General features: G+C 62.5%; 11 protein-coding genes and 1 tRNA gene. 10 read left to right on the top strand and 2 right to left on the bottom strand.

All coding sequences use genetic code 11. The features are described 5' to 3' along the window. Positions 1-396 precede the first annotated feature (396 nt). The 8 genes from N5J71_RS01400 to N5J71_RS01435 all read left to right on the top strand — a co-directional run bounded on the left by N5J71_RS01400 (position 397) and on the right by N5J71_RS01435 (position 7,928). Positions 397-1,863, top strand: coding sequence for a sensor domain-containing diguanylate cyclase (locus tag N5J71_RS01400; RefSeq protein WP_279916165.1), 1,467 nt, complete (start codon positions 397-399; stop codon positions 1,861-1,863). After that, on the top strand, positions 1,863-2,066 hold the full coding sequence (locus N5J71_RS01405) for a cysteine-rich CWC family protein (protein WP_084341848.1): 204 nt from the start codon (positions 1,863-1,865) through the stop codon (positions 2,064-2,066). Before N5J71_RS01400 ends, N5J71_RS01405 begins: the two co-directional genes overlap by 1 nt. 3 nt (positions 2,067-2,069) lie before the next feature. After that, positions 2,070-2,762 (top strand): pseudouridine synthase, encoded by a 693-nt coding sequence (locus tag N5J71_RS01410; RefSeq protein WP_279916166.1) that lies wholly within the window; start codon positions 2,070-2,072, stop codon positions 2,760-2,762. A gap of 370 nt (positions 2,763-3,132) precedes the next feature. Next, positions 3,133-4,020 (top strand): alpha/beta fold hydrolase, encoded by an 888-nt coding sequence (locus N5J71_RS01415; RefSeq protein ID WP_279916167.1) that lies wholly within the window; start codon positions 3,133-3,135, stop codon positions 4,018-4,020. Between the two features lie 123 nt (positions 4,021-4,143). Then, a tRNA-Gly gene (locus N5J71_RS01420) sits at positions 4,144-4,217 on the top strand. A 390-nt stretch (positions 4,218-4,607) separates the two neighbouring features. Next, positions 4,608-6,251: a methyl-accepting chemotaxis protein gene (locus N5J71_RS01425; protein ID WP_004423636.1), complete on the top strand. Its 1,644-nt coding sequence runs from the start codon at positions 4,608-4,610 to the stop codon at positions 6,249-6,251. A gap of 202 nt (positions 6,252-6,453) precedes the next feature. After that, complete coding sequence (locus N5J71_RS01430; RefSeq protein ID WP_279916168.1) at positions 6,454-7,116, top strand: DsbA family protein; 663 nt, start codon at positions 6,454-6,456, stop codon at positions 7,114-7,116. A gap of 113 nt (positions 7,117-7,229) precedes the next feature. Further along, positions 7,230-7,928, top strand: a complete 699-nt coding sequence (locus N5J71_RS01435; RefSeq protein WP_004423627.1) for an endonuclease — start codon at positions 7,230-7,232, stop codon at positions 7,926-7,928. Positions 7,929-8,072: 144 nt separating this feature from the next. Here the strand turns inward: N5J71_RS01435 and N5J71_RS01440 are convergent, their stop codons facing one another. Beyond that, positions 8,073-8,270 carry a hypothetical protein gene (locus tag N5J71_RS01440; RefSeq protein WP_039964449.1) on the bottom strand — a complete coding sequence of 66 codons (198 nt, stop codon included), beginning with the start codon at positions 8,268-8,270 and terminating at the stop codon, positions 8,073-8,075. A 73-nt stretch (positions 8,271-8,343) separates the two neighbouring features. On the opposite strand from N5J71_RS01440, the gene N5J71_RS01445 reads away from it, so the two are divergent. Then, the gene (locus N5J71_RS01445; protein ID WP_004423623.1) at positions 8,344-9,861 is read left to right on the top strand and encodes a transcriptional regulator GcsR; all 1,518 of its coding nucleotides are present in this window, start codon (positions 8,344-8,346) and stop codon (positions 9,859-9,861) included. A 391-nt stretch (positions 9,862-10,252) separates the two neighbouring features. On the opposite strand, the gene sodC is transcribed toward N5J71_RS01445, so the two are convergent. Further along, positions 10,253-10,804, bottom strand: coding sequence for a superoxide dismutase family protein (sodC, locus tag N5J71_RS01450; protein ID WP_116619498.1), 552 nt, complete (start codon positions 10,802-10,804; stop codon positions 10,253-10,255). Between the two features lie 331 nt (positions 10,805-11,135). Between sodC and gcvH the strand changes: the two genes are divergently transcribed. Next, positions 11,136-11,519, top strand: a complete 384-nt coding sequence (gene gcvH / locus N5J71_RS01455) for a glycine cleavage system protein GcvH (protein ID WP_074859363.1) — start codon at positions 11,136-11,138, stop codon at positions 11,517-11,519.

Consider the following 11,519-nt stretch of genomic DNA (forward strand, 5'->3'; position numbering starts at 1 on the left):
CGACCATTACCTGCATCCCGCGCCTCGCGTGGCGCAATTTGGCGCAGCAACGCGGCTCGCGTCGAAACGGCAACAGACCCTAGGTTCAGAGGCAGATTATTTCACTGGCAAAACGGGAGGAGTCCATATACGGATGCAATCCGGGAAAACCAGCCACCCGGTTAAATGTCGATACACCCAACCTGTGGGAGCGGCGCCCCGCCGCGAACCTGCCTGACGCGGGCGCGCAAAGCTTCGTCCCGGGGCTCCTACGCAAGGCTGCCTTGCTCGCCTTGCCGGATTGGCATACCCCCAACTTTCATCCGCCCCACATACAGCACCGATCATGATCACAACTGGCGCTATCCACTTCCGGCAAGCTAGCATCACGCCATTAGCCCGCTCCCGGATTCACCCATGTCCCTGCGCCCCAAACGGCACACGCAAGCCTCGTTGGTCTTACTGCTCCTGTTCCTGCTTGGCAGCGGCTTTCTCACCACCTCGCTGCTGAGCTATTACGCCTCGCGCGACTCGATCCGTAACAGCATCATCAACACCGAACTGCCGCTGACCTCCGACACCGTCTATTCGGAAATCCAGAAGGACCTGGTGCGCCCCATCCTTATCTCCTCGATGATGGCCCGTGACACCTTCCTGCGTGACTGGGTGCTGGCCGGCGAACAAGACACCGGGCAGATGACCCGCTACCTGCGTGAAGTGCAGGAGCACTACGGCGCCTTCACCAGCTTCTTCGTCTCCGACAGGACCAGCACCTACTACCGGGCCAGGGGCGTGCTCAAGCAGGTCAAGCCGGAAGAGCCGCGCGATGTCTGGTACTACCGCGTACGCGGCCTCAAGGAGCCCTACGAGATCAACGTCGACGTCGACCTGGCCAACGCCGACCGCCTGACCATCTTCATCAACTACAAGGTGCTCGACTACGACGGCAGCTTCATCGGCGCCACTGGCGTCGGCCTGGCGGTCGATGCCGTGGTCAAGCTGATCGACGAATATCAGGCGCGCTATGAGCGCAGCGTCTACTTCGTCGACACCACCGGGCGCATCACCCTCACCGGCGCCCAGGGCGGACCGGTGGGCGCTCAGGTCGGCGATTCACTGGCCGACGTGCCCGGTCTCGACGGCCTGATGGAAAAACTGCCCACGCCACAAAGCGGCCAGTTCGAATACCAGGAGCAGGGCCGCGAGCACTTCCTCAATGTGCGCTACATCCCCGAGCTGGAGTGGTATCTGTTCGTCGACAAGCAGGACAAGGCCCTGGCCGACATCCGCCAGGGGCTCTACATCAACCTGCTGCTGTGCCTGCTGATCACCGCCATCGTGCTGGCCCTGGTGAGCCTGGCGATTCGACGCTATCAGCAGCGCATCGCCGCCCTGGCCACCACCGACAGCCTCACCGACCTTCCCAACCGCCGTGGCTTCGACATCCTCGCCGAACAGGCGCTGCAGGAAGCGCAGCGCGACAGCAGCCCGCTGTGCGCCGTACTGCTGGATCTGGACAACTTCAAGCTGATCAACGACCAGCACGGCCACCTCGCCGGCGACCAGGTGTTGCACGATTTCGCCCAGCAACTGCGCGGCACGCTGCGCCAGTCCGACATTCTCTGCCGCTGGGGTGGCGAGGAATTCATCCTGCTGCTGAAGAACACCGACCGCCAGGCCGCCCACGACCTGGCCGAAAAACTGCGCCAGCACTGCGCCGAACAGCGCCATGAAGTCGAAGGCCAGAGCCTGCAGGTCACCGTCAGCCTTGGCCTCAGTCAGTGGCACGCCGGTGAGAGCCTGCACGCCCTGCTCGGCCGCACCGACCGCGCGCTGTACCGTGCCAAGCAGGCCGGGCGCGACCGCGTCTGCCTCGATCTCTGATGGATACTCAACACTGCCCGCTATGCGGCAAGAGCAACCAGTGCAGCGTCGCCGCCGGGCGTGACGAACCCTGCTGGTGCTTCGACGCGCAGATCGACCCGGCTACGCTGCAGCGCCTGACGCCCGAGCAACGTGACCAGGCCTGCCTGTGCCCAGCCTGCGCTGGAGCGCTGAAAGCCACTGAGCCCCGCGAGGGCGATTGAGCCATGCGCCTGGATCGCTTCCTCAGCAACTTCCCCCGCTTCAGCCGCCAGGACAGCCGCCTGCTGATCAGTGCTGGGCGGCTGCGTGTGGACGGTGCGGTGGTTCACGACCCGCGCCATGAGGTGCGCGACTTCCAACGCGTGGAGCTGGACGACGAGCTGCTGCAAGCCGGACGCAGCGCGCGCTACTGGATGCTGCACAAACCGGTCGGCGTGGTCAGTGCCACCGAGCACGACGAACACCGCACCGTCCTCGATCTGCTCGACGAACCGGACAAGCACGACCTGCACCTGGCCGGCCGCCTCGACCTGAACACCAGCGGCCTGCTGCTGATCACCAACGACGGGCGCTGGTCGCGGCGCATCACCCAGCCACAGCAGCGCAAGCCCAAGGTCTACCACGTCACCACCGAACAGCCGATCACCGCCGAATACGCCGAAGTCTTCGCCCGAGGCCTGTACTTCGCCTATGAAGATCTGACCACCCTGCCCGCCCAACTCGACGTGCTGAGCAGCCACCACGCGCGGCTGACCCTGTTCGAGGGCCGCTACCATCAGGTCAAGCGCATGTTCGGCCACTTCCGCAACCGCGTCGTCGTCCTGCACCGCGAACGCATGGGCGAAATCGTTCTCGACCCGCTGCTCGCCCCCGGCCAATACCGCGCACTGACGGAGGCGGAAATCGCCAGCGTCTGACGAGCCGACCAACGGCAGCCATAAAGCACGATAAAAATGTGACTTACCCTTGCACAGCTGCAAGCTAGCTGCTTGAATCGAACCATAAGTCTTCAGGTGACCATACGGTCACAGAAAGACAGCGAAGTGTTTTTTACAGTTGCTGGCGCTCTGCGCCGACTGGATTCCTGCCTGGTAACACCGCCCTCTCCAAGGCCCTTAAAAAGCCTGGAGCGCTCGCCTGTTTCGATCCTAACTGCTTGAAATTACTATACTTATAAAAATCTCCAGCCTGACATCATGCTGTCACGCTCAGGCGCTTTTCTAACTGCTCAATCCAGCGCGAACGGTCGCCCGCTCGCCACGCTCACTTGCGCCAGGAGGAAACGACATGAGGCCAGAAACCGCAGTCGTCGAGATCAACAGGAAGCACAAGGTACACACGGAGTTCTACGGCAATCCGGCAGCAAGCAAGACCATCATTCTGGTCAACGGCTCTCTGGCGACCACCGCCTCGTTCGCGCAAACGATCAAATACCTGCAGCCGCAGTTCAACGTAGTGGCCTTCGACCTGCCCTATGCCGGCCAGTCGAAACCGTACAACACGGACTTCACGCCGATCACCAAGGAAGACGAAGCGGCGATCCTGCTGCACCTGATCAACCACTACAGCGCCAACTACCTGATGTCCTTCTCCTGGGGCGGCGTCGCCTCCATGCTCGCCCTAGCCCAACGCCCGGCGACGCTGGAGAAGGCCGCCATCTGCTCCTTCTCGCCGATCCTCAACGTGCCGATGCTCGACTACCTGCACAAGGGCCTGCGCTTCCTCGGCTCGGTAGACCGCGACAACGTCGCCCTGCTGGTCAACAGCACCATCGGCAAGCACCTGCCGTCGCTGTTCAAGCGCTTCAACCACAAGCACGTCAGCACCCTCGACGAACACGAATACCGGCAGATGTACGCCCACATCAAGCAGGTGCTGAGCATGGAAGCGCACTGCCGCATGGAATGCCTGCAGGCCATAGACATCCCGCTGCTGTTCGTCAACGGCGACCGCGACGAATACACCTCGGTGGAAGACGCCTGCCTGTTCGCCCAGCACATCGACCACGCCCAGTTCGCCGTGATCAACGACGCCGGCCACTTCCTCGACATGGAACACAAGGCCGCCTGGCTACAGAGCCAACGCGTACTGCTGGACTTCTTCAACGCCCCCAGCAAACGCCTGCAACTGCCAGTCAAAGGCGACCTGCGCGACCTCCAGGCGATGGCGGTATGAAAGGCACCGAGAGCGGAGCGGATGCGTTTATCGGACGCCTCTAGATACGTAGGTAGTTTCTAGAGGCGTCCGAACGCTCCGCGCTTCATTTCTGGGTCATGTTCCGGTATAAAGGCACCCGCTGCGGGTGTCGTATAATGGTAATACCCTAGCTTCCCAAGCTAGAGCCGTGGGTTCGATTCCCATCACCCGCTCCAGACAGCCAAGCAAAAGCCCCGTCATCACTGACGGGGCTTTTGCTTCTCTGGTGCTTAAACGGCTTTGATCACCCCAGCTCCCTGGCCTGTAATCGCTCCACTCGGCGACCATCCTGTACAAGATTCCGACGTTCCTTTTACAACGCTCAGCCCCCGCAAGCACGTCATTCATCACCAGGCACGCTCCTCGCCAGGCCTCTAATCTGATCCATATCTAGCCAAGAATCCCGGCCTAGAGCGGCAAATTGCCATCAATTAGCTTCATCAAGCTTGCCCATTGAAAAGCCCTAATAGCTATACAAACAGAAAATCATGTACAAGGCTGCAGCAGATCGGGTGTGTGAATCGCGCAAGCCGCGCGGCGTTGTCTGCATCTTGAGGAGTAACCGCATGAATTCCCCCATGAGTATTGCTCAGCGTCTGAGCCTGGGCTTTGGCCTGGTGCTGTCGCTGATGATTCTGATCACGCTCATCGGTGTGCAGCGCGTCGGTTTCATCGACGAGACGCTGACCGCCGTCAGAGATGGCGCCGCGCTGAAGCAGCGCTACGCGATCAACTTTCGCGGCAGCGTGCATGATCGCGCCATCGCCATTCGCGATGCGGTACTGGATAGTGATGGGGCGGCGTTGGCCGGGCACCTGGGCGAGATCCAGCGTCTTGATCGCTTCTATCAGGAATCGGCGCAGGCCATGGAAACGCTGCTGGCGAAACAGGCGCCCACGGCAGCGGAACAGCGCCTGCTGGAGAACATCAAGACCATCGAGCGCAGCACGCTGGCGCTGACCGAGCAGTTGATCAGCCTGCGCCGTGACGGCAATCAGGCGGCGCTACCCTTGTTGCTGGAACGTGTGTCTCCGGCGTACAGCGAGTGGCTCAAGCACATCAATGCCTTTATCGATCACCAGGAAGAGGTGATCAGCCAGGATCTGGGCCAGGTGCGCGAAGTGGCCGGTGGCTTCCGTTTGCTGATTCTGCTGGTCACGGGCGCCGCCTTGCTGCTGAGCGTGGGCATCAGCCTGGTGATCATCAACAAGTTGAAGTCGACACTGGGCGCCGAGCCGCACAGGGTTGCGCAGGTGATCCAGCAATTGGCCAAGGGCGAGCTCGATCAGCAGATCGAAACGCAGTATCCGAATAGCGTAATGGCGGACCTGCAGAACATGGTGCGCCACCTGAGCGACACCATCGCGCAGGTACGCAGCGCGGCAACGGAGTTGACTCACTCGTCGGATCAGCTGATGGCCACGTCCGATAGCAACAACCAGCAGATTCGCCTGCAATCGAGCGAAGCCGAGCAGATGGCCACGGCGATCAACCAGATGGCCGCCACGGTCAGCGAGGTGGCCAACTATGCCGCCAGCGCAGCCGCCGCCACACGCAATGCCGGCGGCGAGGTGACCATTGGCAATCGTGTGGTGAACGAGACGGCAGCCGCCATCCAGACCCTGGCGCGCACTCTGGAGAGTGCAACGCAAAGCGTGCAGCAGGTGTCCACCGACAGCGAGAGCATCGAAAAGATCATCGAGGTGATCACCTCCATCGCCGAGCAGACCAACCTGCTGGCGCTCAATGCCGCCATCGAGGCTGCACGCGCCGGTGAGCACGGCCGTGGCTTTGCCGTGGTGGCGGACGAGGTGCGCTCCCTGGCGACCCGCACGCAGGATTCGACCCGGGAAATTCGCGGCATGATCGCCAAACTGCAGGAAGGCGCCGGCAAGGCGGCAGAAGTGATGCTCGAGAGCCGCCAACTGGCGCAGAAGACCGTCGAGCAAACGCTGCTGGCCGAGCAGGCGCTGAGCAAGATCAGCGATGAGGTGACCGCGATCAATGACATGAACACGCAGATCGCCAGCGCCTCGGAACAGCAAAGCGCGGTCGCCGAGGAGGTCAACCAGAACATCAGCCGCATCCACAACGCGACTCTGGAAACCTCGGCCGGTTCGGAGCAGGTGGCGGCCTCCAGCCAGGAGCTGGCCACCCTGGCGAACCGCCTGACCGACAAGGTGAGCTTCTTCAAGGTACGCGCTGCCTGATGACACGGGCCGTTCAGGCGACTGCAGCGATCCGCATGCAGCCTGCCTGACGAGCGGAAGCCGAGCAGGGCGAGGAAGATCAGCGCTTGCCGAGGTTCGGTTAGCCACTGACCTGCGCGATTTGCGCAACAAAGCTGCGCCTGTCACGCGGTATATCCACGCATGACGCAACGCTAGACTGGGCGCACAGGAGAACTCGCCCATGACCACGCACAACCTCGAACTGCAGTATTTCTTCGACCCGCTCTGCGGCTGGTGCTATACCAGCGCACCCGCCCTGACGGCACTGGCCGAACGCCATGGCGCAGCGCTACAGATGATGCCCATCGGGCTGTTCATGCAGCCGCGCCCTATTGCGGGTATTGCTGATTTTGCCCGGCAGAACGACCAGCGCATCGCCGCGCTCACCGGCCAGCGCTTCACAGAAAGCTACCGTACCCAGGTGCTGCAGGCCGCCGATGGGGTGTTCGATTCGACGCCGCTGACACGGGCACTGACGGCGCTGGCTGAACAGCATGCGGCCCTGGAACCACGGCTGCTGCACGCCGCCCAGCTCGCCCGCTACATCGATGGGGTGGACACCAGCCACGTTGAAGCGGTCGCGCGGATCGCCGTGGAGATCGCAGGCGAAGCCAACATCAGCCTGAACGCCGCCGAGTTTGCCGCGCGCCTGCGAAACGACCATACCCTCGCCGAAACCACGGAGCGCCGCGTAGCCCTGGCCCAGCAGGCCATGCAGGCGCTGCCATCCGGTGGCGTGCCGCAATTACTGGTGAAGTCCGCTGGTAAGACGCTGGTGATTGCCGGACAGCCGTTGTATGACGACCCGCAGCAACTACTCGCGCAGATAGCCTCGCTGGGCTGAGCCAGGGCGCGGCAAGAGGCCATTATCAAAGGCCTGTTTCCATCACATAAGCCACTGAAAAACATGAAGTTTTAACTTCACAAGGCAATCCGTGACAGCTACTCTGCCGCCCCATGATTCGACGCCTATTGCCCCTGCTCTGCTGTTTCACAACGCTTTCCCTGCACGCTGCACCCGCCACTTTCGCCGAGGCCAAGCGCCTGGCGTGGCCGCTGTATGCCCAGCAAGCCACCGAGTTCTACTGCGGCTGCAAGTACAGCGGCAATCGGGTCGATCTGCGCTCCTGCGGCTACACGCCGCGCAAGAACGCCAACCGCGCCCAGCGTATCGAGTGGGAACACATCGTTCCGGCCTGGGTGATCGGCCATCAGCGCCAGTGCTGGCAGAAAGGCGGCCGCAAGAACTGCGCAGCCAACGATGCGCAATTTCGCAAGGCCGAGGCTGACCTGCACAACCTGGTACCGAGTATTGGTGAGGTGAACGGCGACCGCAGCAACTACAGCTTCGCCTGGCTGCCACAGAAGCCGCATCAGTATGGTCAGTGCCAGACGGTGGTGGATTTCAAGGCACGCAAGGTGATGCCACGCACCGCCATTCGCGGGATGATCGCGCGCACCTACTTTTATATGGCCGACCGCTACAAACTGCGCCTGTCGAAACAGGATCGCCAGTTGCTCGAGGCCTGGAGCAAGACCTACCCGGCCGAACCCTGGGAGCGCCAGCGTAACCAGCAGGTGGCCTGCGTGATGGGCTGGGGCAACCCCTATGTGGGCAAAGTGGATATGAGCCGCTGTATGCGCAAGCGCGCGTAGGTCGTAGTTCGGCAGAACGGGTCGAAAGTGCCTCAGGCTCCTGTAGGAGCCCCGCCCCGGGGCGAAGCGCTTGAGTTCTCTGTCGCCTGAATGATCGCATTCGCTGCGGGGCGCAGCTCCTACAGTGGGTATGCGGCTCGCCGTTCACGCCAGGCGCTGCAACTCGCGGCGCACCATGTTGGCGAACTCCGGCGGGCTGAGCAGGTACAGCTCCTGCGCTACCCAGGGCAGCCAGCGCCCCTGTAACTCGGCCTTGCGCGCCAGCAGGCGCTGGGCCTCGGCTTCGGCACGGACCTGGTGCTCACGGTGGTAGTCGGCACGGCTCGGTTTTTCTGTGCTCACGGTACTGCCCTTTTCCTCATATCGGGCAGAGCAGGCATAATTGCCGCCTGTTCGCCCATTTCGACCGTCATCAATGCGCATCCACGTCAGTTTCATCGACCGCGTCGGCATCACCCAGGAAGTCCTGGCGCTGCTCGGCGGGCGTAATCTGAACCTCGATGCGGTGGAGATGGTACCGCCAAACGTCTACATCGACGCACCCACCTTGAGCGCCGCCGTGCTCGAGGAACTGCGCGGCGCGTTGCTGCAGGTGCACGGTGTGCAGAGCGTCGAGGTGGTGGACATTCTGCCCGGCCAGCGCCGCCGCCTGCAGCTCGATGCGCTGCTCGCGGCCATGCCCGACCCGGTGCTGGCGGTGGACGACCGCGCCACCGTGCTGCTGGCCAACCCGGCGCTGGTGGACATGTGCAGCCGCCCGCCCGAAGGCCTGAGCATCGCCGCGCTGTTCGCCGATGACGCGTTGCAGCAATCGCTGCTTGCCGCCGGCTTTCATCAGCCGCTGCGCGAGGTGCATTTCGCCGGTCAGCCGCTGCTGCTCGATGCCCAACCGATCACCGAAGACGGTCGCCTGACTGGCGGCCTGCTCACCCTGTATGCCCCGAGCCGCATGGGTCAGCGTTTGGCTGCACTGCATCACGACCATGCCGAGGGCTTCGATTCACTGCTTGGCGAGTCGGCACCGATTCGTGCGCTCAAGGCCCGCGCCCTGCGTGTGGCGTCGCTCGATGCGCCGCTGCTGATCCACGGCGAAACCGGTACCGGCAAGGAGCTGGTGGCGCGCGCCTGCCATACCGTCAGCGTGCGTCGCACCGCGCCTTTCCTGGCGCTTAACTGCGCCGCCCTGCCAGAGAACCTGGCTGAGAGCGAGCTGTTCGGCTACGCCCCTGGCGCCTTCACCGGCGCCCAACGTGGCGGCAAGCCAGGGCTGCTGGAGCTGGCCAACCAGGGCACGGTGTTTCTCGACGAGATCGGCGAGATGTCGCCCTATCTGCAGGCCAAGCTGCTGCGCTTTCTCAGCGATGGCAGCTTCCGCCGCGTCGGTGGCGACCGTGAAGTGAAGGTGGACGTGCGCATCCTCAGCGCCACTCACCGTGACCTGGAAAAGATGGTCTCCGAAGGCAGCTTTCGTGAAGACCTGTTCTACCGCCTCAACGTCCTCAACCTGGAAGTGCCGCCGCTGCGCGAGCGCGGCCAGGACATCCTGTTGCTGGCCCAGCATTTCATGGCCCAGGCCTGCGCGCAGATCCAGCGCCTGCCCTGCCGCCTGGCGCCGGCTACCTTCCCGGCGCTATTGGCCGGGCGCTGGCCGGGCAACGTGCGTCAGTTGCAGAACGTGATCTTCCGCGCGGCTGCCATCTGCGACAGCAACTGGGTGGAGATGGACGACCTGGATATCGCCGGCACCGAAGTGGCGCCGAGGGTGGAAGGGGCAGTCGCCAGCCTGGAACAGGCCATGGACGAATACGAGAAGGCGCTGCTGGAAAAGCTCTACGACAGCCACCCTTCCAGCCGTCAACTGGCCGCGCGCCTGGGCACCTCGCACACCGCCATCGCCAAGCGCCTGCGCAAATACGGTATCGGCAAGCTCTAATGCCTGCCGCCGCGTAGGGTGGGTTAGGCGCCTGTCATACATCCCGATGAACTTACTGGGTTCGCCGCGCCGAAAACCACCATTGCCGCAACACGGAAGATCGCCCGGTGGGTTACGCGGCGCACCACGACCGCAGTGTCTAAAAGCTCACCTATTGGCGCCGCTAACCCACCCTACGGTTCTGACTGCGCGCCTGGTCACCTTCGCCCCCCCTTGTAGGGTGGGTTAGGCGCTTGTCTTGAATACGGACAACCCCGCAGATTCCGACGCGCCGTAACCCACCAACGGCGCAACGCGGAATATCGCCGGTGGGTTACGCGGCGCACCACGACCGCGCTGCCAGATCGCTCATCGATCAGCGCCGCTAACCCACCCGGCTCTCGGCATTGAGTCAAATCGGCGTGGTGCTGGTCGGTACCTTGATCACCCCGCAGGCTACACGCGCCCCACCACCGCCCAGCGGCTGCGGATGATCGGCGTGGTTGTCGCCGCCAGCGTGAATCATCAGCGAACGATTATGCAGGTCTTCCAGACGCTTTAGTCGCGGTGCCAGCACCGGCTGGCTGGCGCTGCCATCCTCGGTGACGAGCAACGCCGGCAGGTCGCCGAGATGGGCATCGTCTTCCCAGGGGAAACCGTGGCGGCCAGCGTTCTGCGGGTCCCAATGGCCGCCTGCTGCGCCGGCCGGTGTCAGCTTGCCGTCCACTTCGGCTGCATTGCAGTTGGCCTCGGTGTGTACGTGAAAACCATGCGCGCCCGGCTCCAGACCCTGAAGATCAGGGGTAAACACCAGCCCGTAGGGTGACTGACTAATGGTCACGGTGCCGACAGATGCACCAGTACCTTTCTCGGTGGCCTGCTCGAGCGTCACCGTAACGGTCTCGCTGGCCTGCAGGCTGGTGGCACCAAGTAGTGCGAATGCTAGTGGAATCAGGGGTTTCATGATCGATCTATCTCCTTGTCGATGAAGCCTCCCAGTTACCGACCCCAATGCCCTTGAGCGGTTCCAGCCAGATGACGTATCGATATCATTACACCGTAACGATTAAGCAACAATCGAGCGAAAGCCGCTCCGCGCCTGGTGCGACTTCGACTTTTCCATTTGCGACGCACGATTTCGTAACGATAACGTTCCGTGTTACTACTAGAGAATATCGAGAATATATTTAAGTTATTGATTTTATTAATATTTTTATCATTGGCACTCACATTGCAATCACCTCTCCACCTGCCCGCCACCTAGAAGCGGACACCTTTACCTCTGAGGATTTGACATGAGCGAGTTGCGTTTCACCGCCGATCACGAATGGCTGCGTCTGGACAACGATGGTCTGGTTACCGTCGGCATCACCCATTACGCCCAGGACGCGCTCGGCGACGTGGTGTATGTGCAACTGCCGGAAGCCAAGTCCTACGCCCAGGGCGAGGAAGTGGCCGTGCTGGAGTCGGTGAAGGCCGCCAGTAACATCGCCATGCCGCTGGACGGCGAGATCGTCGAGGTCAACGCTGACCTGGAAGGCAGCCCGGAGCTGGTCAACGAATCACCGCAGGACAAGGCCTGGTTCTTCCGTATGCGCCTGGCCGACAACGCCGTACTGGCCGATCTGCTGGACAAGGCCGGCTATGATCGTCTGTTGAACGCCAACGCCGACGCCTGA

Origin of the sequence: Ectopseudomonas oleovorans, from assembly GCF_029845265.1 — a bacterium.
GTDB classification, from domain to species: Bacteria; Pseudomonadota; Gammaproteobacteria; order Pseudomonadales; family Pseudomonadaceae; genus Aquipseudomonas; species Aquipseudomonas oleovorans.

Excerpts from the sequence above, each read along its gene's own strand:
- N5J71_RS01405 (WP_084341848.1), top strand. The coding sequence starts at position 1,863 with ATGGATACTCAACACTGCCCGCTATGCGGCAAGAGCAACCAGTGCAGC.
- N5J71_RS01400 (WP_279916165.1), top strand. The coding sequence starts at position 397 with ATGTCCCTGCGCCCCAAACGGCACACGCAAGCCTCGTTGGTCTTACTG.
- N5J71_RS01445 (WP_004423623.1), top strand. The coding sequence starts at position 8,344 with ATGCGCATCCACGTCAGTTTCATCGACCGCGTCGGCATCACCCAGGAA.
- N5J71_RS01430 (WP_279916168.1), top strand. The coding sequence starts at position 6,454 with ATGACCACGCACAACCTCGAACTGCAGTATTTCTTCGACCCGCTCTGC.
- sodC (WP_116619498.1), bottom strand. The coding sequence starts at position 10,804 with ATGAAACCCCTGATTCCACTAGCATTCGCACTACTTGGTGCCACCAGC.
- N5J71_RS01415 (WP_279916167.1), top strand. The coding sequence starts at position 3,133 with ATGAGGCCAGAAACCGCAGTCGTCGAGATCAACAGGAAGCACAAGGTA.
- N5J71_RS01410 (WP_279916166.1), top strand. The coding sequence starts at position 2,070 with ATGCGCCTGGATCGCTTCCTCAGCAACTTCCCCCGCTTCAGCCGCCAG.
- N5J71_RS01435 (WP_004423627.1), top strand. The coding sequence starts at position 7,230 with ATGATTCGACGCCTATTGCCCCTGCTCTGCTGTTTCACAACGCTTTCC.
- gcvH (WP_074859363.1), top strand. The coding sequence starts at position 11,136 with ATGAGCGAGTTGCGTTTCACCGCCGATCACGAATGGCTGCGTCTGGAC.
- N5J71_RS01425 (WP_004423636.1), top strand. The coding sequence starts at position 4,608 with ATGAATTCCCCCATGAGTATTGCTCAGCGTCTGAGCCTGGGCTTTGGC.